Here is a 21897-nt window from a genome sequence, read left to right as displayed (position 1 = left end):
GCTAACTAAAAATCGAACGGCGCGACCCAGGTCGCGCCGTTTTCTTTTGTGGGAGGTAATACCTCGTCGTTCCTCCAAGCTTCGTAACTCCCGATGCCACCCATGGCTTTTGGACGGTGATCGGCATGAAATCTCATTCATCAACGTCTGCTCGTTATCGGTACGCTGGTTCCCCTCGTTCACTCCCGTCCTGCGGCGCGTTTCTTTGGAACTGGAAGCGCCTTTGGCATAGTTCGTTATTGTGGATTCCTATTTGTCACACGCGATGCATAAGCTGCTTCACGCTCCGTCCTTTCGTGCTCGCGATATCTAAAACCGGATATATGAAATGACAGGGAAAAGGCGTGCTGCTCATGTCTGCGATGCCGTGATCACAATCCATTAGAAACACCCGGCGCACCTGATTAATCTCAAAAAAAAAGCCCCGAACCGTGAGGTTCAGGGCTTCTCGAAAATCGGCCTATGATCTTAAAGCTGGTGGATGGTAACCGGCTCTTCCATCTCGACCCTCAGCGCATTGCGCAGTGGCAAGCCAAACCCGGCCGCTTCGATTTCAAACACGTCGCCTGCTTCCGGCTTCACGCCATCGGCAAAGGACAGCGTCGCGGTGCCGAACATATGCACATGCACTTCGCCAGGTGCCCGGAACAGACCGTATTTGAAATGGTGGTATTCGAGGTTGGCAAAAGTGTGAGACATGTTGTCTTCACCAGACAGGAATGGCTTTTCGAAAATCACCTTGCCATCGCGCAAGATGCGCGACGTGCCGCGAATATCCGATGGCGGTGCGCCGACACGAATTTCCGGACCGAAACTGGCCGGGCGAAGCTTGGAATGCGCGAGATAGAGATAATTGATCCGCTCGGTCACGTGATCGGAAAACTCGTTGGAAACGGCAAAGCCGATACGGAACGTGTCACCCTTGTCGGAAATGACATAGATTCCCGCCATTTCAGGCTCTTCGCCACCATCCAGCGCAAAAGAGGGAGAGACGAGCGCAGCGCCCGGAGCGGTCGCAACATTGCCATTGCCCTTATAGAACCACTCGGGCTGGACACCCTTTTCGCCAGACTTCGGCTTGCCGTTCTCAAGGCCCATCTTGAACATCTTCATCGAGTCCGTGAGCGTCTCGTCAGATGATTCGTTCGCTTTCTTGTGCATGCTGTCACGCGTGGCGGCTGAACCAAGATGGGTCAGGCCGGTGCCCGTCAAATGCAGATGCGCGGGATCGGGATGCGTGATCGGCGGCAGGAAACGACCTTCGGCGTAAGCCTCTTCGAGATCGATGATCTCACCGTAGCCGTGCGCGGCGATCACATCCGCCAGCGATTTTCCGTCGTTGGCAGCTTCCATCGCCAACGCATAAACAGAACCTGCGTTGTTGACGGCACGCGCTTGCCCACCCTCTTCACGAACGGCGACGATGATATTTCCGCTCGCATCCTTGATCTGAGAAATCAGCACGGTAGTTCCTTTCAAAGACGTTATGACGCCTGCATCTCATGGAAGTGGCCGGAAACCGGCCACTCATGTCGTTCAATCTCTGGTACGCCGATCTTTCGATCAACCCTTGTTCTTGTTGTAAACGTCGAAGAACACGGCAGCCAGAAGCACCAGGCCCTTGACCATCTGCTGGAAGTCGATGCCGAGGCCGACAATCGACATACCATTGTTCATGACGCCCATGATGAAGGCACCGATGACCGCACCAGTGATCTTGCCAACGCCGCCGGAGGCCGAAGCACCGCCGATGAAGCAGGCCGCGATCACGTCCAGTTCGAAGCCCGCACCCGCCTTTGGCGTTGCCGAGTTCAGACGCGTTGCGATGATCATGCCAGCGAGACCGGCCAGAACACCCATGTTCACGAAGGTCAGGAAGCTGAGGCGCTCGGTGTTGATACCGGAAAGCTTCGTTGCCTTTTCATTGCCGCCCATAGCGTAGATGCGGCGACCGATTGTCGTGCGGCGCGTGACGAAGCTGTAAACAGCGATCAGTACCAACATGACGATCAGCACGTTCGGCAGGCCACGATACGTCGACAGCTGGTAGCCAAGGAACAGAATGGCCGCTGCGATCAGTACGTTTTGAACGAGGAAGAAACCAAATGGCTCGACATCGATACCGTGGCGAACATTGACCTGGCGACGGCGCAAAGCGAGCACGAACAGAGCAAGAGTGATCGCAAGCGTCAGCGCCATGGAGGTGACATTGATGCCTTCGATCCCACCGATATCGGGCAGGAAGCCTGTGCTGACGACCTGAAAATCGACCGGGAACGGACCGATATTCTTGCCACCCAGCACGAACAGCGTCAGTCCGCGGAATACGAGCATGCCAGCCAGCGTCACGATGAACGACGGAATGCGGTGATAGGCAATCCAGTAACCCTGCGCTGCGCCGATAAGCCCGCCGACACCAAGGCAGATCAAGGCTGCCAGAAGCGGGTTCATGCCCCATTGCACCGTCAAGATGGCCGCGATTGCGCCGACGAAGGCAACGATCGAGCCGACAGAGAGGTCGATATGTCCTGCGACGATAACCAGCAGCATGCCCAGTGACATGATGACGATGAACGAGTTCTGCAGGATCAGGTTTGTCAGGTTAACCGGACGGAACAGAATACCGCCGGTGTAAAACTGGAAGAAAACCATGATGGCGACGAGCGCGATCAGCATGCCGTATTCGCGGATATTGGACCGGATATACGAGCCGACTGAAATGACGTTGCTTTCTTCGGTGGATGTGTTGGCCGAACTCATCAGTTCTTCTCCCCTGAGCGCATGATAGCGCGCATGATACTTTCCTGGCTCGCCTCTCCCTTCGGCAATTCCGCGACAATGCGTCCTTCGTTCATAACGTAGATGCGGTCACAATTGCCGAGCAGTTCAGGCATTTCCGATGAGATCATCAGAACACCTTTTCCTTCGGCAGCGAGCTGGTTGATAATAGTGTAGATTTCATATTTCGCGCCAACGTCGATGCCGCGCGTCGGCTCGTCCAGAATCAGAACGTCAGGATTGGAGAACAACCATTTCGACAGCACGACCTTTTGCTGGTTGCCACCGGAAAGATTGACCGTTTCCTGGAAAATACCGGATGACCGGATACGCAGACGCTTGCGGAAATCGTTTGCGACCGACATTTCCTTGTGGTCGTCGATGACGCTTGCGGACGACACACCTGCCAGATTGGCAAGCGTGGTGTTGTGCAAAATATTATCGTTGAGCACGAGACCGAGATGCTTGCGGTCTTCGGTGACGTAAGCCAGACCGGCATCGATGGCTTTGCGAACGGTGCTGACATCCACCGGCTTGCCGTGGATCAGAACATCGCCCGTGATCTTGTGACCATAGGACTTGCCAAACACGCTCATGGCGAACTCGGTGCGACCTGCACCCATCAGACCCGCGATACCGACGACCTCGCCCTTGCGGACGTTGACGTTGATGTCGTGAAGCACTTTGCGATCACGGTGCTGCTGGTGGTAGGCGTTCCAGTTCTTCACTTCCAGAATGGTTTCGCCGATCGGCACGTCACGCGGCGGATAACGGTCGTCGAGATCGCGGCCCACCATGTTTCTGATGATGACGTCCTCGCTGATCTCTTCCTTGTGACAGTCGAGCGTCTTCACCGTCATGCCGTCACGCAGAACCGTGATCTGGTCCGCAACCTTGCGCACTTCATTCAGCTTGTGCGTGATGATGATGGAGGTCAGACCCTGTTTGCGGAACTCGATCAGCAGATTGAGAAGCGCTTCAGAATCGCTTTCGTTCAACGACGCCGTCGGCTCATCGAGGATGAGAAGCTTCACGCTCTTCGACAAAGCCTTGGCGATTTCCACCAGCTGCTGCTTGCCCACGCCGATGTCGGTGATCAACGTTTCTGGCGATTCCTTCAATCCAACTTTCTTCAAGAGCTCGCGCGTACGATTGAACGTCTGCTGCCAGCTGATGACGCCGTTGGTGGCGATCTCGTTTCCGAGGAAAATGTTTTCGGCGATCGACAGAAGCGGAACCAGCGCCAGCTCCTGGTGGATGATGATGACGCCGACTTCCTCGCTATCATTGATAGCTTTGAAATTGCGCAGCTCACCTTCATAATGAATTTCGCCGTCATAGGTGCCAGCGGGGTAAACACCCGAAAGGACCTTCATAAGGGTCGACTTTCCGGCGCCATTTTCGCCAACGAGTGCGTGTATTTCACCTTGGCGAACCTTGAGGTTCACATTCTCCAGCGCTTTCACGCCCGGGAACGTCTTGGTGATGTTCCGCATTTCGAGGATGGTATTGTCCATGTCAAAATCCAGCGCCGTACAGTCCGGCGTTCTTATGTGGAGAAGCGGGGATGGACAAGAAGCCCATCCCCGCCACGGTCATATAATCTTACTTGAGCTGGTCTTCTTTGTAGTAACCGCCGTCAACGAGAACCTGCTTGTAGTTCTCCTTGGTAACAGCAACTGGCTTCAGCAGGTAGGAAGGAACGACCTTGACGCCATTTTCATAGGTCTTGGTGTCGTTGACTTCAGGCTCTTTGCCCTGCATCGCAGCGTTGACCATGCCAACAGTAACCTTCGCAAGTTCGCGAGTGTCCTTGAAGATCGTGGAATACTGTTCGCCAGCAATGATCGACTTGACGGAAGGAACTTCAGCGTCCTGACCGGAAACGACCGGCAGTGGCTGGTCCTTCGAGCCATAACCTACGCCCTTGAGCGAGGAAATGATCCCGATGGAGATGCCATCGTAAGGAGACAGAACAGCGTCAACCTTTGCGTCTGTGTAGAAAGCAGACAGCAGGTTGTCCATGCGAGCCTGCGCAGTTGCAGGATCCCAACGCAGCGTGCCAACCTTGTCCATGCCCATCTGGCCGGACTTTACGACCAGCTTGCCGCTGTCGATGTAAGGCTTGAGAACAGACATTGCGCCATCATAGAAGAAGAAGGCGTTGTTGTCGTCTGGGGAACCGCCGAACAGTTCGATGTTGAATGGACCCTTGCCGTCCTTCAGACCAAGCTTGTCAGCAATGGACGTTGCCTGCAGAACGCCAACCTGGAAGTTGTCGAACGTTGCATAGTAGCTGACGTCGCCGCTGTTGCGGATCAGGCGGTCATAAGCGATGACCTTGATGCCCTGCTCGCCAGCCTGCTTTAGAACGTCCGACAGCGTGGTGCCGTCGATGGACGCGATAACCAGGACCTTGACGCCCTTGGTGACCATGTTCTCGATCTGTGAAAGCTGATTCGGGATATCGTCGTCAGCATACTGAAGATCGGTGGTGTAACCGGCTTCCTGAAGCTGCTTGACGATATTGTTACCATCATCGATCCAGCGTGCGGAGGACTTCGTTGGCATAGCAATGCCCACAGCGCCCTTGTCCTGCGCCCAGACAGGCGAAGCAAATGCTGCAGCGCCGATGGCACAGGCTGCAAACAACGAAATGACTGATTTCATAAAACTCTCTCCCTTGAAACCCTTTTAGGCATCGTACTCCACGATGCCCCGATAAATTCACGCCCGAGCGTAGGAGTGTAACTTACTCGAACGGACTGCAAACACAATCCGATCTTTCACCTCTCCTCCTCGATACCGGCGCAAACTGTTCTGAATCCATATAACTGTCAAATACAATATAAGACTTTTCCTATATCATTTTTGATATATTAAATCGATATAAATCCCTAAACCATTTTTTAATCCGGTAAGGACGGTGCTTTATGGAACGAAATGGAACGAATAGTTTCGAATTTTTATCGTTGACCGAAGACAACCCACTGTTGCGTGCCGGGCTGAAAATGTCGCATTTGCGTATGCTTGTGACCATTGAAGAACACGGCCAGGTAAGCGCTGCGGCAGCTGCGCTCAACATGACCCAACCTGCCGCATCACGTATGTTGTCTGAAATGGAGGCCATTGTTAAGAGCCCCTTATGCCAGCGCGCATCCCGTGGTGTAGTGCTGACGCAGTTCGGTGAGGCGCTTGCAAAACGTGCAAAAAAAATTCTTCTCGAGTTGCGGGAAGCCAGCCGAGAACTGGCGCAAATGAAATCCGGCAGCGGCGGATCGGTGTTTATCGGCTCCGTTACCGCGCCAGCGATCAGCCTGGTGGTGCCAGCACTTCGCAAGGCGATGGATACCTATCCGGGCATCGAGGTCAATGTGCAGGTTGAGACCAGCAACATTCTGGCCCGGGAACTGCTGGCCGCCCGACATGATTTCGTCATCGGTCGCATACCCGACGATATCGATCCCGCCCTGTTCAACGCACATGAAATCGGCATAGAGCGCGCCTGTCTTCTGGTGAGGAAGGACCATCCGCTTTTGCAGGCCGCGCACGCACAACTGGAGGATTTGTCGCAATATGACTGGGTATTTCAGCCGCCCGGCGCGCTGCTGCGGCGAACAATGGAAGACGTCTTCCTGGCACAGGGCGTCGCTTTGCCACGCAACATCATCAACACGCCATCAATCGTTCTGACGCTGGCAATCGTGACGCAAACCAACGCGATAGCGCCCATCGCCTTGGAAATGGCGCAGTTCGTTTCGGGCCAGCATTCGCCGATGGGCGACATCCGAATTCTTCCCACGGAGTTCGAACTCAACGTCAAACCCTATAGCCTGATCGTCACAAAGGACCGCGCATTGCCGCCCAGCGCGCAACTGCTTTATGATCTTGTGCTGGAGGAAAGCCTCAATCTGACGTGGAATTAAAGCCGTGAACCGCTCTGGCGCGCAAGCCAGGCGCCACGCTCATGTGATCGACTACCCCATCAACAGGAAAATTTAGATGCTGTTCGGACAGTCCGTTTTTCAGTCGGTTGTGGAACGTCTCGAGCGCGAGGTGGAAGATACTCCGCCTACAGAAGAGCCCGCCTCTGCCTTCGGCATCAACAGTTTCAGCGCAAGCATCGTCTTCGACACGACAACCCAAGACCCCTCATCTGCGAATCTCCCGCTGGATTTCTATCTCGATTTTCTGGAGGAGCCGACACCTGCGCCCGCACCTGAGCCGGAACGTATGCCAGCCTATCTGGAAAGAACATCACTCTCCGACGTCTCGGACGAACTGGCAATCACTGAAAAAGATACTGCGGAAACGTTGGGGGAAAAGCGACGCAGCTTCGCCCGCGCGAATCATCCAGATGCGGTAAGGCCAGAATTTAGAGACAACGCCAACCGTCGTATGACGGCAGCAAACCTGTTGATCGATCAGGCGATACGGTTTCTCGATAGATGACTATGCGTCATCGTGTTGGACGGGAGCAGTCTCTTCGACTTTTTCCTGCGGAGGCTTGAAGGTGATCAGCAGGACATAGGCCGAGTAGACCGCGACACCACCCACGACGGTTGCCCAAAAAATCTCGTGATTGACGAATTCGATAATAGCCCAACCCGCACAAAAGCCGACGATCAACAGCCTGACCCAGAGAGGCCGGTAGATCGGATGGTTCGTATCGATGATCAGCATATCGTCTCCATGCACCGTGCCAGCAGCGCTAGACTATCTGTGGCGCTGCCATGCCAGACATGACGATATCTCCATCTAGGCGCGACAATGCAAGCCCCATATGGCCTTCGAAGACCAAAGTCTGCTCATCTTGCACGATTGTGATCTCCGGCAAGCCTCCAATCCGTATGGCGTTCGTCTGCATCATGCCATCGTGGATACTGGTCCTGAGGATGTCGAAAAAACGGGTGCCGGGTCCCGTTACGAAAACAGGCATATGGCCGTAGAGACTGAAAAGCCGTGATAGGCCGTTTCCAAGCGCCAGCCCCGCCTGCCGAAAGGCAAACGCCGCCATGCGATTGCCCGAACGGGCCGAAGCGGCGATCTTTTCCACTTCGACGATGGGGACGAACTTCGCAGGGATCGTGTTTGTGGGAACCTCAAAGGCTGTGCGCAATATGCCATAGAACCCGCAATATGCCTCGACACATCCTTTTGCGCCGCACCGGCAGAGCGCGCCATCCGGCATATGCAGCATGTGCCCGAAATTGGGTGCCACGACATCGGCGCGCTCCCCATCCCTTTCGCGGGCCACACCAAGACCGATACTATGGCCCAGGGAAAGGGCGGCCAATGCGCCGGTTCCGCCTGTTTGCGCACGCATGCGAACCCACAGCGCCTCGGCTGCCAGAAGAGTTTCGTTATAAAGGTAGATTTGCGCCCGAAAATGGGCCGATAATATCTCGCGAAAATTGACCTGCCGCTCGCCGAGAACAGGGGACCAGACCAGCGTGGCGCTGGCGGGATCAACCAACCCTTTGCTGCTGATGGAAATGTGCAGGACCGCGCTTGGGGCAATCTTCGAGCGGCTGACCAGACGCAGCAATCCATCCAGAATGGCTTGGGCAAAATCAGAGTCGTTTGCAGCCGACCTGCCCTCCCCAAAACGGTCCATCAGTGTACCGGTGAAGTCTACCAAGGAATATTGAACTGCATCAGACGATATGACGACCACAGCGACATAACCAAAGCGCCGATTCGGCTGAAACAGAACGCGGGGACGCCCCCTGCCCGACGATGCCTGCTGTTCGGTTCGCTCGATAAGATCGACCCGCTCCAACTCTGCAGTGATGGCAGACACGGTTGCCGAGGCAAGTCCAGTCAGTGCGGCCAGATCGGTATGCGAAATGTCACCATGGCGTCGCAATGCCGTGAGCACACGCAGACTGTTTTGTTGCCGCACCAGTTCGGTGCTCGCTATGGCCGACATGCTGTCCGGTTCCTCCGCCTGTTTCCACCGCCATAGACCGTGCAGGTACACGCCGCAACCGAAGCCGTAAAACCCACCGCTACCTGCTGTTGACAGCCTCAGGATTCTCTGACATTTAATTTCTCGACTGTCGAGAAAAATGCTTTTGGCGTAGCTCGACAGGTTTTCAGGCGATCGTACAGGCATGGAGGTGCCTTGGCGTTTCGTCGTTACCCGGGAGGACATCATGAATTCATTTGCCAAGTTGTTGGCGGGTACAGCCGTACTCGTTTCTCTGCACACGGTCGCCGTTGCCGCCGATCTCATCGTCGGTGTATCGTGGTCCAACTTTCAGGAAGAACGCTGGAAGACCGATGAGGCCGCCATCAAGGACGCGCTGCAAGCGTCTGGTGCCAAATACATTTCCGCAGATGCTCAGACATCCGCCGCAAAACAGCTGACCGATATTGAAAGCCTTATCGCGCAGGGCGCCAATGCACTGATCGTGCTTGCGCAGGACTCGAGCGCGATTGGCCCGGCCATCGAGAAGGCAAATGCCGAAGGCATTCCAGTCGTCGGTTACGACCGCCTGATCGAAAACCCCAGCACCTATTACATCACCTTCGACAACAAGGAAGTCGGCCGCTTGCAGGCCAAAGAAGTCTTCAAGATCAAGCCGACCGGTAATTACGTCTTCATCAAGGGCGGCTCGACAGACCCGAACGCGAACTTCGTCTTTTCCGGCCAGATGGAAGTGCTGAAGGACGCCATCGCGTCGGGCAAGATCAAGAATGTCGGCGAAGCCTATACCGATGGCTGGAAGCCGGAAATCGCCCAGAAGAACATGGAGCAATTCCTAACCGCCAACAACAACAAGGTCGATGCAGTCGTCTCGTCCAATGACGGCATGGCGGGCGGCGTTGTCGCGGCACTCGAAGCGCAAGGTCTTGCCGGCTCCGTACCGGTCTCCGGTCAGGATGGTGACAAGGCAGCACTGAACCGCGTCGCACTCGGCACCCAGACCGTTTCCGTGTGGAAAGACAGCCGTAAGCTGGGCAAGAAGGCGGGCGAAGTTGCCGTTGCGCTGGCCAAGGGTACGAAGATGGAAACGCTTGAAGGAACCGTCAAATTCAAGGGCGGCACCAATGGTATTGAAATGAGCTCATACTTTCTGGAGCCTCAGGCTATCACCAAGGACAATCTGAACGTTGTTCTGGACGCCAAATGGATCACCAAAAGCGAGCTTTGCCAGGGCGTTAAGGCCGGGACTGCCGCCGCTTGCAAATAAAGCCATAACGAGCCCCCCCGAAGTGAAGCCCAATCGCATTCATTTCAGGAGACCTCAACCGAAAGCGTCGCAGGGTTTACCCTGCGGCGTCAACGGGACGTGCAAGTCATGATGGATTTCAGGGAGTTTTAGAAATATGGCGGAACAAACCATTGCCGCACCGTCGCCCGGTGCACAGACAGAGCGGGGAAACCCGTTGCGCCGTTTCTTGAACGCGACGGAAATAGACACCCGGCTGCTGGGCATGGTGATTGCGCTATTCGCGATCTGGATCGGTTTTGAAATCCTGTCTGGCGGCCTATTCCTGACATCGCGCAACCTTTGGAATCTCTCGGTCCAGGCCGCATCCGTTTCCGTCATGGCAACCGGCATGGTGCTTGTTATCGTCACGCGCAACATCGACCTCTCTGTCGGGTCGATCCTCGGTTTCGTCGGCATGATCATGGCGGTCACGCAAACACGCTTTTTGCCCGGCTGGCTTGGCTATGATCACCCGATGTCGTGGATGGTGGCTTTGAGCATCGGCATTGCACTGGGTGCCGCAATCGGCGCATTTCAGGGTGCCATCATCGCCTTCATGAATGTGCCGTCCTTCATCGTCACGCTCGGTGGCCTGCTTGTCTGGCGCGGAGCGGCGTGGATGGTAACGAGCGGCGCAACGGTTGCACCCATGGATACTCGCTTCCGCCTGATGGGTGGCGGTGCCGATGGCTCCATAGGCGCGACGGCAAGCTGGGTCGTCGGCATCATCGCCTGCGTCCTGATCGTTTTATCCATCCTCAATTCGCGAAGGCAACGCAAACGGTTCGGCTTTCCCCTGAAGCCTGTTTGGGCCGAGTATTTTATGGGCCTGATCGGCTGTGGCCTTGTGCTTGGTTCGGTGAAGGTCCTGAACAGCTATTACATGCCCACCAATCTCGCACGCAGATATGCCGAGGCCAACAACATGGCATGGCCGGACGCGGGGCTCGAGATATCCCTTGGCATCGCCATACCGGTACTGATTGCCCTTGGCATCGCAATCGTCATGAACTTCATCACCAATCGCACCCGTTTCGGCCGGTACGTCTTCGCCATTGGCGGCAATCCGGAGGCTGCGGTGCTGGCCGGCATCAAGACACGCTGGGTCACGGTTAGAATTTTCGCGCTGATGGGCGCGCTCTGCGCGGTAGCGGCAGCCATCTCCACAGCGCGCCTCAATGCCGCAACCAATGCGCAGGGCACTCTGGACGAGCTGTACACAATCGCCGCAGCCGTCATCGGCGGCACCTCGCTCGCCGGTGGTGCCGGTACGATCGCCGGTGCCATTCTAGGTGCGGTCGTCATGCAATCGCTCAATTCCGGCATGGTGCTTCTGGGAATGGATACGCCGTTGCAGAGTATCGTCATCGGCATCGTGCTCGTCATGGCCGTATGGCTGGACACCGTTTATCGCGCCAGAGCCAAATAATAAAAGAGGAGTTTCCGATATGACGGACCAATCCACTCCGCTTGTGGAAATGCGCAATATTTCCATCTCTTTCGGCGGCATTCACGCGGTGGAAAACGCTTCGGTCGACCTCCACTCTGGTGAGGTTGTGGCGCTGCTGGGACACAACGGCGCAGGCAAATCGACACTGATCAAGATTCTCTCGGGCGCCTATCGCCGTGATGGCGGCGAAATCCTGATCAACGGTGAGGACGTCGATATTCGTAATCCGCGCGATGCAAAGAAATACGGCATCGAGACAATCTACCAGACGCTGGCCGTGGCAGATAATGTCGACGCTGCCGCCAATCTCTATCTGGGTCGCGAGTTACGCACCCCCTGGGGCACGCTGGATGATGTGGCCATGGAAGCCTCCGCTCGCGAAGTGATGGGCCGCCTCAACCCCAACTTCAAGCGGTTCAAGGAGCCGGTGAAAGCGCTTTCCGGCGGCCAGCGTCAATCGGTCGCCATTGCCCGCGCTATCCTCTTCGACGCCCGCATTCTCATCATGGATGAGCCCACAGCGGCATTGGGTCCGCAGGAAACCGCTCAGGTTGGCGATCTCGTCAAGGAATTGAAGAAAGAGGGCATCGGCATTTTTCTGATCAGCCATGACATCCACGATGTCTTCGACCTTGCTGACCGTGTTTTCGTCATGAAGAACGGCAAAGTGGTTGGCCATGCCAGAACGCAGGATGTTACCAAGGACGAAGTGCTCGGCATGATCATTCTTGGCAAAGTACCGCCAGGCGCAACGGCAGGTCCCGGCGCGATGAAAATGTGAGAGTACTACAAGCAATTAAAAAGGTGCGACAGAGCCGCACCTTTTTACATTCGCATCGAAGTCAGAACAGGCCGCTGCTCAGTCCTGAATACGACGAAGAAGGCCAATCAACTGGTCCCGCGCTTTTTCGCCACCGAGACGATCAATCAGCTTGGCTTCATGACGTTTCCATATTTCGGAAATCTCCTCCAGAACGGAACGTCCTTCGTCAGTCATTTCAATATAGTGGACACGCCGGTCAGAATCGGAACGGCGCCTTTGCAGAAGCCCCTTGTCCTCCAGACCATCGATAATGGCGACGAAATTGGCACGCTGAATACCGAGCGCTTCTGCAACATCGCTCTGCTTCAGACCCGTGTTGTTAGCAACGACGATCAATACTGAAAAATCAGCCGGCCGGAGCCCGAACTCGAACAGGCTCTCGTTAAAATCACTTACAACCGATAGCTGAGCGCGTCTGAGACGGTAAACAACAGCCTCGGACAAAATCGAATAGTCGATTTCACCCTTGGAAACCAATGGAACGTCATTGGCCTTCACATAGGTAATTTTACCCCTGCCATGCTCGAATGCGAGACCTACCGTCATATCCGTCCCCTTGTTGATTCGTCGTGATAATCGTTAAATTACCCAATTACGTTTATTAGAACAAGGTTTAATAATAGATAAAGCAAAGGCATAAAGTTTTCCCCGTGAATAATCATTGTCATCTCAAGTTAGCGCAAACATAGTGCTGGTTGCACAGCAGTGTTCTGGCTCAACAACCTTTTTATGAAGAATCCGTATCTCAAGCGGGAAGGAAAATAATTTAGGCGCGGATCAAACGAAAAAGGATGAAATTGTCAAAAAAGCTCAGGATTTTCAACGCGATGATTTTTATCGTGCAATTCTTGAGTGAGAAAAAACGATATTTAGATTAAAATTACTGTGCAACCGCCACTTCGAAGAACCGCGTCTCAATTTTACGCATTGATGCGAAAGACAAGCTAGGCTAAGAACCAATCGCTGCCAGATGCGATTCATCGCACATACGGATGCACCCGTAGCTCAGCTGGATAGAGTGTTGGATTCCGATTCCAAAGGTCACAGGTTCGAATCCTGTCGGGTGCGCCATAAAATGCAACAAAATCAAACACTTAGCTCAATAACAGCAGATTTAGCCCTGTTTTACTACGAAAACTGCTACGAACTTTCCGTTCCAGCAGTAATCGCGCCTTCGCGCCTCGCTGTCTTCACCACAGCCAAAATATTTCCAGTCCAATCAGACACCTAACCTAAGTTGTTTTGAAAACATATTTCGGTTTTCGATGTACGTCTGAAATTATTTACTAAAAACTTCGTATTTTTAGTTGACAGTAAAGTTTAGACAAGTATTTTATAGGCATCACCAAGGAACGAAAAATACTTTCTGTTTTCCTTGAGACAAACCCGAAATATTTTCAAAACAAAATTCACGCCGATGCCTGTTGGGACCGGCTGTTGCTATCTATTATGAAGGAAATTTAATATGGAGAAAAATTGTAGTCTTATGCAGAGGGGTAAGGTTTACTACCTACGCATTTGTGTTCCCCGAATACATCAAAGCCGTTTGGGTAGAGAAATATGGAAAAGCTTGAAAACGTCCAATCGCGATGTCGCGCATGTTTTATCGGGCAAATACATTAGCGAATACCACGCCAATATCGAAGCAATCGGATTGGGCGGCGACGACCTTACGTATTTGAAAGCCCAAGAAAGCGCGAAAGCCATTGGCGTCGATTACCTGCCAGCGGAAAAACTGAAACAGCAAAACGCTTCTGAACTCCTCACAACATTGATCAGGTCTTTGTCCTCACTCGAATCGGTGAAGAATCCAGATGAGGCGCATGTGGCAGTCGTTGGGGGAGCAATTCCAGAGCAATTGAGCCTCGACGACATGCTGACCCGATACAAGAAGTTGGCTGGCGCGAAATGGCTGGACCTTGACGAACGGGCACGTGACAAGAAGTGGAACCGCTATGCCAACCCCGTGCAAGATTTTAAAGACACCATGGGTGACATGGACGTGCTGGACATCAAGCCAAAGCATGCTTTCGACTACGCCATTAAACTAGGCGAGCGCATAAAGCGTGGAGAAATCAAAAGCGAGACCGCGAAGAAAAAGCTGCTCTTCTTGTCCGCGATGGTCAGAAAGGTTTTCCAATCTAACTTTCCTGATCGTGCGAACCCGTTCGAACATGCCTCCATCGACTATGAGGGCGACAAGGAAACTCGCAAGCCCTTTACGGAAACTGAAATCGCTGCGGTGACGGAGCGCCTTCAAAACTGCGATGCGAACGACGAATTGATAGCGATTCTTCAGATCGCGCAGAATACAGGCGCTCATGCCAAGGAGATTGTACTCGCATCGGCAAACGACATCGTTTTGGATGCTCCAATCCCATTCATTCGAATAGGCGTCAACGAGAACCGCAAGAAGTTGAAGACCGGTGGTGCCAGACACCGCGACATACCGCTTGTAGGGGTTGCGCTAGAGGCTGCAAAGCGTCATCCGAACGGTTTCCCTCGCTACTGCCGTTCAGGCGGCTCCGAAGCTCTCTCTTCCGCTGCCAACAAGATCATCAAATCGGTCGCACCGGGCAAGACAACGTACTCGTTCAGGCATCGGCTGTTTGATCTTTTGAGAGATGCAGATGGCATTGAAGACAGCCTTCTCAAGGCGATTGTCGGTCACAACGGTGGCATGACTGCTGGCTATGGCACTGGCTTCACCCTTGAGAAGAAAGCAGCCGCTTTATTGAAAGCCCTCCCCGCATAATAAACTTCAACCCCCAACCAACATATGACTTCGTGTGACGGCACTAGCCAACTTTAGATTATGAAAGAAAGTCATATCCGAGAGGATATGAATTGAAACTAAAAGGAAAGACTTACCACGACTTGATGATGGATATAGCCCTGCAACAACACTTTTTGAAGCAGTATGACAGGCTTATAATCCAACCATTGAAGCAAGCAGGATATTTAGAAGCCGCACTTATTCACGCTGGACTTCGGAAACGCATTATCACCGAATTTGAACTATTAAATTGAAAGGAAAAAATATGGCAACTGTGAAAATTGCAGTCGTAACCGCCAACTACGAAGAATTTAGACATAAGACATTCCGTGGCTATGTCGTGAACGAAGTTGTTCTTCAAGACAACGCTACTCCTTCGCCTTCTCTCTGATGCGGCTTTTGATTTGGTCCGATTTCGCACCGACTTGTCGTCTTGTCTTGATTAAGCTCGCGACGAAGTTGACGAACCAGTTCTCGACATAACTTCTGTAAAAATACACTGCGGCAAGAGCCAACAACAAAGGTACAGCAAAATACGCGAGGATGAGAACGCTTTCCCCGAAGGCTTCCAATCTTTCCCAAAGCACGAACCTCTGATGAAATTTTTCCCGACACGCGATTGCGATCTCTCCAGACAAACCCGCGCACTTCTTCGATACGTAGTCTTGTGCCGCCAACATGCCGTCAGCGATTGACTGCATCTGTTGTTGGGACAACGGCTCATCGGTGTACGTCTGAAGCAGTTGTGGCATCGGGGTCACCATTGAGTTGAGTATATGAAAATTTATATTACGATAAATTGCTACGGAAAGAAACGACCGGTCAACAACGGTCAAACTCCAAGCCCGTAGCTTCTCTCCTGAACTACGGGCTTTTTGCCGTTTGTCGATATCTATCAAAGATTTCTTACTGCGTTACCCCTGTATCTTGAGCAGCGCCTTCGCTTCGGAAACCATCACCCAATTTCCGGAAACTAACACGAGGCGGTGCAGCAGCCGGTGACAACAAGCACACAACAGCGCGACATCATCCTTTCTGGTCGTCCGTTCGCCGTTTGACATCGGGGCGCTTGAATGGTGGGCTTCAAACAGGGCATCCCGAAGTCCTGCGCTAAGATGCTCTCCAGTAGTTTCACAGATGTCGCAGAATAGCCCGGCGCGTCCTCGTGAGCGCAGTAACTTCTTACGCACTCCAGCCGCTCGCTCGGTAAAAAGATGGGATCTCAAAATCTTTCTACCTTCTGTGAATTCCCAGTCTTCTTCTGAAGCGGGAATATCGTCCGCTACTACGAACTGCCATCGGTTTACTACTCTGGCACCCCATCCCTGCGCCGATGGCACAAAGCGGAGGTTTAGCAACTCCCCACTTCGCGTTTTATCCTTGAGATAATTGTTTAGAACGTTCGCAGGCGAATAGAAGTTACCGCTTCCTTTGCCGCCCGGACCCCATTTTTCAACGAATGGTGCCCACACATCAGGAGCACTCGCTTCAAGTAGGCGTTGGAATTCCTGCGTCGTGAAAGTTCCGGAAAGCCGACCTCTAATGTCGTCCCAAACCCCATCAAGTAGATCGAAATACAGCCTCGTTCGTGTCGTCATTGCCCCCCCTCTAGTTGTGCTCAAGGGGTTTACAATACAACTTATTGACGAACAGTAAGCGCCTTGGAGACAAGCGAAGCCATGGGCGTTTGGCTTATGCGTCAAAAAGCTGAAAATCCCAATATCATTGATGATCAAACGGGAGACCGGTCATGAAACATAAGACAATCAGCGCAGAAATGCGTAAGCTGAGTCGAACAATTCTGGAAAAGCTGGCGGATATCGAAAACGCTCAATAGGCAAAATAGCTGACGTTTGCGGTTAATTGGTCCACTTTTGATGCCAAGCCAATTTTGTTCTCGTTTTGTAAGTTGACGATCCATGCCGTCTTCGGCAGATTGCGCAGCAGCCAGCAGCAGCACCTTCATTTTATTTTTAAATGGAAAGGTGCGCCCTCATGGATCAACTCTCAGTAAAACTCTTCATTCTTGAAGCTTCGGCAAACGGGGCTATGTCCGTTTGCTTTGTCTTCATCCTCGCACTGATTGTTCTAGGCATCGTCTGGAAGCGAAGTTGATCCGTCTTGTGGATGCGGTGGCTCAAAGCCTTGCAAATTGTTAAAAAAATGTAAACAGCAAGAAGCTGTTAATACTATATGTAGTATCCATGTGTAGAATTCGATCAATATAAGAGTGGCGGAAACTCTTGTCGCATTGAAGGACGCTTGGAAATGGAACAGCAACTATCTCTGAAAATCTGGTTTTTTGAAGCAAGCGGATCAGGTTCGTTTGCGCTATCGATAATGCTCTTTCTGTCACTGGCGATCATAGGGCTGGCTTTTCTCCGGATGCGGTAATGCGAGTTCTCCACCGTACTCCACAGGTCCAACGCACCAAATCTGGTGGTTAATAAAAGCTTTCAAACTAGGTCTTGACCCGGTTATCGCAAATCAGCACAGTGCGCAGCAGTCAGCAGCACCTTTATTTGATTTTTAAATGAAAAGGTGCGCCCAATGCCCAAAATCACAATAAAATTCTTAGGAATGGAAGTCTCTGCCCAAGGCGTATTGTCCGTTGTGCTTGCGTCCATCATTGCGTTGGCAGCGCTGGCAGTTATCTGGGCATATCTCGACAAACGACCACTTCCATTTCGGAATGATATTGCAAGCCGCTCTCAACCCGTGATTTAGTTTGCGTTGGGTAAAGTAAGCAGTGGGTTGGTAGAATGTCGTATTGGGTCAAGAACGAAGACAAGCTTGGGCGGGCTGAAGAGTCTGCGTACATCATCAAATTCTTACAGCAACGTGTTGCCGAACGGATTGAGCGTGGCAAGACCGGCTCGTACGTCCTGAATATTGATGCGACTTGGGGTGAAGGCAAAACCTTCTTCATGAAGGGACTGTTTGCTGACCTGAAAGAAGCCGGTCATCCTGCGATTATGATCGACGCTTGGCGTGATGATTTTTCAGATGACCCATTGACGGCTGTTGTTGCCGAATTCGATAATTTTCTGAACACATTCAAATCCTCAAACCGGACGATTACGACGAAGGTCAAAGCAGCCGGTAAAGAATTTCGACGCAATGTTGGGAAGCTATCATTACTGACAGCTAGAGGCCTCGCGAAACGCGCGGCTACTTATGTTGTTGGAGAAGCAGCCGAAGAGGTTGTGCAGGCTGCGAAAGAATTGGTCTCAGGTGACATTGAATCGATTGTCGATGATGCTACCGGTGCCGTTGTCAATTTCACGGATGCAAAGATCGATAAATTCGCAGAAAGAAAACTGGCGCAATTCAATGAGGCAAAAACCAGTCTCGATAATTTTCAAACCAGTTTAGGCAAAGCGGTCGAAGCACTAACTGTCAAGGATTTCAAACCTCCGTTCTTCATTTTAGTTGATGAGCTTGACCGCTGCCGACCAACGTACGCCATTGAGATGTTGGAGCGAATTAAGCACCTTTTCGAAGTGGAGAACGTGGTTTTTATTCTCGCAACCGATACGAAGCAATTAGCCAATTCTATCAAAGCAGTTTACGGAAGCGAGTTCGATAGCAGGCATTATCTGGCAAGGTTCTTTGATCGAACTTATATGCTCCCCGCTCCAGACCGGATCGAAATGGTAAAATATCTTATTAGCACATCTGCTATGATTGCGGATAAAAGGGATATTTCTCTCGATATTGATGAAGCAACATTCATTGCAGAAATCGGGATGCAATTCGGTTTGGAGATACGCCAAATTGAAAAAGCGGTGGATTTGCTATCGGTCATCTGCTCGACATGGAACGAACAGGTTCCGGTTGAGACAACGTTGATATTCCCGATGATTGTTGCTTTTCTGAAAGGAAACACGCTCGACACGCCGGAACAGATTAACGAAGTTTACCGAACTAAACTTGCCAACAATTCGATGAGACCCCGTGAAGTAAGCGGACGAAATATACAAGAATTTTTTAATGTGATCAGTAGGTTCACCCGAAGCTCACTAGCGGATGCGGTACGCTCGAAAAAGGAACTTCACGACACGGCTCAATGGAACTCGACAAGTTTTGTATCGCAGGTCGCGTATGAAACCATGGAAAGAGAACACAGGACTAACGGGCGAAGGAATAGAAGACCGCTGCTGGCTTCATATCCGTCTCGTGTGAAAATGGCAGGCAGATTTGTTCAGTCTGACACTGATTTAAATCAGACGATGCAATGATTATAGCCACTCATTGGTGACGACCGCATGAAAAAGATTTGGAACGGTATCAATTGGCTCATACTTGCAGGAGTCATCACCGCAGGCTACCTCGGCATTTTCCTTTGGTGGATTGGCTATGATAGAATCGCGCGCTACCCAGCTAATAATTCTCTGAATGAGGTTGGTGACTTCATTGCTGGTTTCTTTTCACCGCTTGCCTTCATTTGGCTCGTCGCTGCCGTGCTTACACAGCGCCAGGAGCTGACCGATACTCGCGATCAGTTTGCTGAAAATCAGAAGGTTGTCGATGCGCAGTTGAAAACGATAAACGAGCAAAGCGGGCTACTTCAGCAACAGCATACCTTGGCAGAAGAGACCGCGAAGAGGACTTATCGACTGAGCCTGTTCCAAGAACGCTACAAAATCTACGAAGAGTTCATTGCCTTCGGTAAACAGCACGAAGCTTCAAAATACGATGACGCATATCTAGAAATGGTCGATTTGACGCACAAAGCGTCATTCGTATTTGGGAGAGACGTGCACGAATATTTTGGTGAGATCGCCCAAGTCATTTATGAGCTCGAGCAACTTAGAGATGCGCATACGACGTATCAAAGCGACGGAGCGGGAAATCGGACTGCCATTATTAAGAGCCAAGATGCAGCAGAGAGCATAGGTCAGACCGAAAGTTGGCTTTGGGAACAATTTTTTCTTCCTGAAGAAAGGAAAGACAAATTCTTCGCGTCGTTACGAATTAGCGATGAGTGATTTTTGAGGAAAGAAGCCATGAGCACGAAGTCTGCCAGATCGAAAACAGAAGATGCCGATCAGCCAGCAAAGCTGCCGTTTTGCGGGATCATCATGCCTATTGCCGCTATGGGGCAATATGAAAAGTCTCATTGGGATCGCGTTCGCATTATTCTCGATGAAGCAATTGCAAATGCTGGCTATACGCCACGCTTAGTCAGCGAAAGCGAAGATATCGGTGTGATCCACGCTCGCATTGTTCAAAACCTCTATGATGATGCAATTGTCGTGTGTGATGTCAGTGGCAAGAATGCCAACGTTATGTTTGAACTTGGGTTACGATTGGCATTTGACAAACCAACTATCGTCATCAAGGACGATCAAACGGCGTACTCTTTTGATACATCGCCAATCGAACACATATCCTATCGAGCCGATCTACGCTTCGATGATGTCCGTGACTTTGGAAAAAAGGTCGCTGCCGCCATCAAAGCAAGCGTCGCGAAGAAGAGAGAGGATGCTTCCTACTCGCCTTTTCTTGGTCATTTTGGCAAGTTCAAGGTCACTGGCTTGGAAACAAAGGAAGTCAGTTCTGAACGCTATATCATCGAACAATTACAATCATTGCAGGGTGAGATCAGCCGCTTGAGCTCTCGGCTCCCTAATAGCAATCCTCCACCGCAGAACCGCAAGGATATGCTAGTAACAGCGGCGATGGCGAAAAACTTAGCCAGTTCCCTTGTGCAATTCGAAAATTTCGATCTCTCCTCCGATATTGATGTATCGCGGTTTATCGACAGGGTACACGAAGAGGTGAAGGACCGTGGTATCAACATCTCTCAAGACGTGTTGAATAAGATTATCGTAGCGGTGGTGCAGGAGACGAAACCCAAACCAATGGAATCGGCAAGCCTGTTTTAAGCGCCTGACCACATTACTCGCACGCCAGCCGAGACCTGCCACATTTTCAGCAAAAATCGCCCAAAAGTATGACGTTTCATTATTGTTGAACAATCCACGATCAATTCAGCCCTTTTCGCCAAGATACCGATAGACAGTTGCTCTGCCGATGCCGAGTGTCTTGGCGATCTCTGTTGCGCCTTTGCCAGCGGTAACTAGCTCATTGATCTTGCCGCCATCCACACTGGCTTTCCTGCCCTTATAGACGCCTTCCTTCTTTGCCTTGGCAATTCCTTCCAGTTGGCGCTCCTTTCGAATAGCTGTTTCAAACTCAGCGAAGACGCCAAGCATTTGTAGGAAGGCTCTTCCGGCTGGAGTGCTGGTATCGATTGGCTGTTCGGTTGCCTTGAGCGAGACGCCTCGTTCCTCCAGACGTTTCACGATAGCTGCCAGATCGCCAATGGAGCGGGCTAGACGGTCGATACGGGTAATGATGATGGTGTCACCCTTCCGAACGAAATCAAGCAATCTAGAAAGCTCTTCTCTGCCTTCTATTGTGGTGCCGCTTCTCTTCTCTTTCAGAATGAGCGTTGCCCCGGCTGATCGAAGGGCCTCTTCCTGAATGGTCAAATCCTGATCGACTGAAGACACTCTGGCATATCCGTAGATGACCGACATCTGACTTCCCTTGTATCATTTGGTTCTAGACGTTTGAGTCATACCGTCTCGTAAGGCTAAAATAAACCCTAATGAGACGCGAAAAGTGTCTCATCCAATTGTCTTGCTACGGTTTACCCAAATGACGCAGTCACTGAAGTAAATATCCGTCTTGAGGTCACCTTTATCGGACTGTTAATGTCGGACCGGTGTTCAGTTGTTTGGGATTGTCTGTCTCCGGGCTATGCCGTGTAATGCTCCGACAAAGCGTCTCGCGAAATCGTATACTGAGACCCAAGTTCGAAATAGAAGAAGAATAAATG

General features: G+C 51.9%; 20 protein-coding genes and 1 tRNA gene. 11 read left to right on the top strand and 10 right to left on the bottom strand.

Annotated features, from left to right (window positions below; translation table 11 throughout):
• Positions 1-468: 468 nt before the first annotated feature.
• The 4 genes from araD1 to chvE all read right to left on the bottom strand — a co-directional run bounded on the left by araD1 (position 469) and on the right by chvE (position 5448).
• Positions 469-1464 carry an AraD1 family protein gene (gene araD1, locus ATO67_RS04030; protein WP_067644722.1) on the bottom strand — a complete coding sequence of 332 codons (996 nt, stop codon included), beginning with the start codon at positions 1462-1464 and terminating at the stop codon, positions 469-471.
• A gap of 99 nt (positions 1465-1563) precedes the next feature.
• Complete coding sequence (gene mmsB, locus ATO67_RS04025) at positions 1564-2760, bottom strand: multiple monosaccharide ABC transporter permease (protein WP_067644720.1); 1197 nt, start codon at positions 2758-2760, stop codon at positions 1564-1566.
• Positions 2760-4295: a sugar ABC transporter ATP-binding protein GguA gene (gguA, locus tag ATO67_RS04020; RefSeq protein ID WP_067644717.1), complete on the bottom strand. Its 1536-nt coding sequence runs from the start codon at positions 4293-4295 to the stop codon at positions 2760-2762. The genes mmsB and gguA overlap by 1 nt, the downstream gene beginning before the upstream one ends.
• Positions 4296-4383: 88 nt before the next feature.
• On the bottom strand, positions 4384-5448 hold the full coding sequence (gene chvE, locus ATO67_RS04015; RefSeq protein ID WP_067644714.1) for a sugar ABC transporter substrate-binding protein ChvE: 1065 nt from the start codon (positions 5446-5448) through the stop codon (positions 4384-4386).
• 263 nt (positions 5449-5711) lie between these two features.
• Between chvE and ATO67_RS04010 the strand changes: the two genes are divergently transcribed.
• Positions 5712-6704, top strand: coding sequence for a LysR family transcriptional regulator (locus tag ATO67_RS04010; protein ID WP_067644712.1), 993 nt, complete (start codon positions 5712-5714; stop codon positions 6702-6704).
• Positions 6705-6780: 76 nt separating this feature from the next.
• The gene (locus ATO67_RS04005; protein ID WP_067644709.1) at positions 6781-7230 is read left to right on the top strand and encodes a hypothetical protein; all 450 of its coding nucleotides are present in this window, start codon (positions 6781-6783) and stop codon (positions 7228-7230) included.
• On the opposite strand, the gene ATO67_RS04000 is transcribed toward ATO67_RS04005, so the two are convergent.
• Both ATO67_RS04000 and ATO67_RS03995 read right to left on the bottom strand, forming a co-directional pair.
• Positions 7231-7461, bottom strand: a complete 231-nt coding sequence (locus ATO67_RS04000; RefSeq protein WP_067644707.1) for a hypothetical protein — start codon at positions 7459-7461, stop codon at positions 7231-7233.
• A gap of 28 nt (positions 7462-7489) precedes the next feature.
• Entirely contained in the window at positions 7490-8710 is a 1221-nt protein-coding gene (locus ATO67_RS03995) for an ROK family transcriptional regulator (protein WP_067644704.1), read from the bottom strand.
• Positions 8711-8936: 226 nt separating this feature from the next.
• On the opposite strand from ATO67_RS03995, the gene xylF reads away from it, so the two are divergent.
• The 3 genes from xylF (at position 8937) to ATO67_RS03980 (ending at position 12229) form a co-directional block, all read left to right on the top strand.
• Complete coding sequence (xylF, locus tag ATO67_RS03990) at positions 8937-9977, top strand: D-xylose ABC transporter substrate-binding protein (protein WP_067644701.1); 1041 nt, start codon at positions 8937-8939, stop codon at positions 9975-9977.
• Positions 9978-10113: 136 nt separating this feature from the next.
• A complete protein-coding gene (locus ATO67_RS03985) occupies positions 10114-11427 on the top strand; it encodes a sugar ABC transporter permease (protein WP_067644698.1) in 1314 nt (437 codons plus the stop codon).
• Between the two features lie 19 nt (positions 11428-11446).
• Positions 11447-12229 (top strand): ATP-binding cassette domain-containing protein, encoded by a 783-nt coding sequence (locus ATO67_RS03980; protein WP_067644695.1) that lies wholly within the window; start codon positions 11447-11449, stop codon positions 12227-12229.
• A 78-nt stretch (positions 12230-12307) separates the two neighbouring features.
• Here the strand turns inward: ATO67_RS03980 and ATO67_RS03975 are convergent, their stop codons facing one another.
• On the bottom strand, positions 12308-12817 hold the full coding sequence (locus tag ATO67_RS03975; protein ID WP_082760150.1) for a MarR family winged helix-turn-helix transcriptional regulator: 510 nt from the start codon (positions 12815-12817) through the stop codon (positions 12308-12310).
• Positions 12818-13265: 448 nt separating this feature from the next.
• Here ATO67_RS03975 and ATO67_RS03970 point away from each other — a divergent pair.
• From ATO67_RS03970 to ATO67_RS23040, 3 genes are all read left to right on the top strand, one after another.
• Positions 13266-13342 (top strand) — tRNA-Arg (locus ATO67_RS03970).
• A 394-nt stretch (positions 13343-13736) separates the two neighbouring features.
• Positions 13737-15026 carry a DUF6538 domain-containing protein gene (locus ATO67_RS03965; protein ID WP_342585709.1) on the top strand — a complete coding sequence of 430 codons (1290 nt, stop codon included), beginning with the start codon at positions 13737-13739 and terminating at the stop codon, positions 15024-15026.
• A 92-nt stretch (positions 15027-15118) separates the two neighbouring features.
• Positions 15119-15301, top strand: coding sequence for a hypothetical protein (locus ATO67_RS23040; protein ID WP_158667340.1), 183 nt, complete (start codon positions 15119-15121; stop codon positions 15299-15301).
• Between the two features lie 114 nt (positions 15302-15415).
• Here ATO67_RS23040 and ATO67_RS03960 read toward each other — a convergent pair whose 3' ends face one another.
• Complete coding sequence (locus ATO67_RS03960; protein WP_157940988.1) at positions 15416-15799, bottom strand: hypothetical protein; 384 nt, start codon at positions 15797-15799, stop codon at positions 15416-15418.
• Between the two features lie 162 nt (positions 15800-15961).
• Positions 15962-16645, bottom strand: a complete 684-nt coding sequence (locus ATO67_RS03955) for an HNH endonuclease (protein WP_067644686.1) — start codon at positions 16643-16645, stop codon at positions 15962-15964.
• Between the two features lie 1164 nt (positions 16646-17809).
• Here ATO67_RS03955 and ATO67_RS03950 point away from each other — a divergent pair.
• From ATO67_RS03950 to ATO67_RS03940, 3 genes are read left to right on the top strand one after another with little or no spacing between them, the layout of a single operon-like run.
• Positions 17810-19288 carry a KAP family P-loop NTPase fold protein gene (locus ATO67_RS03950; RefSeq protein WP_067644684.1) on the top strand — a complete coding sequence of 493 codons (1479 nt, stop codon included), beginning with the start codon at positions 17810-17812 and terminating at the stop codon, positions 19286-19288.
• 27 nt (positions 19289-19315) lie between these two features.
• Entirely contained in the window at positions 19316-20038 is a 723-nt protein-coding gene (locus ATO67_RS03945) for a hypothetical protein (RefSeq protein ID WP_067644680.1), read from the top strand.
• Positions 20039-20056: 18 nt separating this feature from the next.
• A complete protein-coding gene (locus tag ATO67_RS03940; protein WP_067644677.1) occupies positions 20057-20938 on the top strand; it encodes a hypothetical protein in 882 nt (293 codons plus the stop codon).
• Positions 20939-21043: 105 nt separating this feature from the next.
• Here ATO67_RS03940 and ATO67_RS03935 read toward each other — a convergent pair whose 3' ends face one another.
• Entirely contained in the window at positions 21044-21595 is a 552-nt protein-coding gene (locus ATO67_RS03935) for a recombinase family protein (protein WP_067644674.1), read from the bottom strand.
• Positions 21596-21897 lie beyond the last annotated feature (302 nt).

It is taken from the genome of Agrobacterium bohemicum (genome assembly GCF_001562555.1).
GTDB classification, from domain to species: Bacteria; Pseudomonadota; Alphaproteobacteria; order Rhizobiales; family Rhizobiaceae; genus Agrobacterium; species Agrobacterium bohemicum.
The sequence above is the reverse complement of the archived record's forward strand: the minus strand, read 5'-3'. Positions and strand labels throughout refer to the sequence as shown.

Excerpts from the sequence above, each read along its gene's own strand:
- mmsB (WP_067644720.1), bottom strand. The coding sequence starts at position 2,760 with ATGAGTTCGGCCAACACATCCACCGAAGAAAGCAACGTCATTTCAGTC.
- gguA (WP_067644717.1), bottom strand. The coding sequence starts at position 4,295 with ATGGACAATACCATCCTCGAAATGCGGAACATCACCAAGACGTTCCCG.
- chvE (WP_067644714.1), bottom strand. The coding sequence starts at position 5,448 with ATGAAATCAGTCATTTCGTTGTTTGCAGCCTGTGCCATCGGCGCTGCA.
- ATO67_RS04010 (WP_067644712.1), top strand. The coding sequence starts at position 5,712 with ATGGAACGAAATGGAACGAATAGTTTCGAATTTTTATCGTTGACCGAA.
- ATO67_RS04005 (WP_067644709.1), top strand. The coding sequence starts at position 6,781 with ATGCTGTTCGGACAGTCCGTTTTTCAGTCGGTTGTGGAACGTCTCGAG.
- ATO67_RS04000 (WP_067644707.1), bottom strand. The coding sequence starts at position 7,461 with ATGCTGATCATCGATACGAACCATCCGATCTACCGGCCTCTCTGGGTC.
- ATO67_RS03995 (WP_067644704.1), bottom strand. The coding sequence starts at position 8,710 with ATGTCGGCCATAGCGAGCACCGAACTGGTGCGGCAACAAAACAGTCTG.
- xylF (WP_067644701.1), top strand. The coding sequence starts at position 8,937 with ATGAATTCATTTGCCAAGTTGTTGGCGGGTACAGCCGTACTCGTTTCT.
- ATO67_RS03985 (WP_067644698.1), top strand. The coding sequence starts at position 10,114 with ATGGCGGAACAAACCATTGCCGCACCGTCGCCCGGTGCACAGACAGAG.
- ATO67_RS03980 (WP_067644695.1), top strand. The coding sequence starts at position 11,447 with ATGACGGACCAATCCACTCCGCTTGTGGAAATGCGCAATATTTCCATC.
- ATO67_RS03975 (WP_082760150.1), bottom strand. The coding sequence starts at position 12,817 with ATGACGGTAGGTCTCGCATTCGAGCATGGCAGGGGTAAAATTACCTAT.
- ATO67_RS03965 (WP_342585709.1), top strand. The coding sequence starts at position 13,737 with ATGGAGAAAAATTGTAGTCTTATGCAGAGGGGTAAGGTTTACTACCTA.
- ATO67_RS03960 (WP_157940988.1), bottom strand. The coding sequence starts at position 15,799 with ATGCCACAACTGCTTCAGACGTACACCGATGAGCCGTTGTCCCAACAA.
- ATO67_RS03955 (WP_067644686.1), bottom strand. The coding sequence starts at position 16,645 with ATGACGACACGAACGAGGCTGTATTTCGATCTACTTGATGGGGTTTGG.
- ATO67_RS03950 (WP_067644684.1), top strand. The coding sequence starts at position 17,810 with ATGTCGTATTGGGTCAAGAACGAAGACAAGCTTGGGCGGGCTGAAGAG.
- ATO67_RS03945 (WP_067644680.1), top strand. The coding sequence starts at position 19,316 with ATGAAAAAGATTTGGAACGGTATCAATTGGCTCATACTTGCAGGAGTC.
- ATO67_RS03940 (WP_067644677.1), top strand. The coding sequence starts at position 20,057 with ATGAGCACGAAGTCTGCCAGATCGAAAACAGAAGATGCCGATCAGCCA.
- ATO67_RS03935 (WP_067644674.1), bottom strand. The coding sequence starts at position 21,595 with ATGTCGGTCATCTACGGATATGCCAGAGTGTCTTCAGTCGATCAGGAT.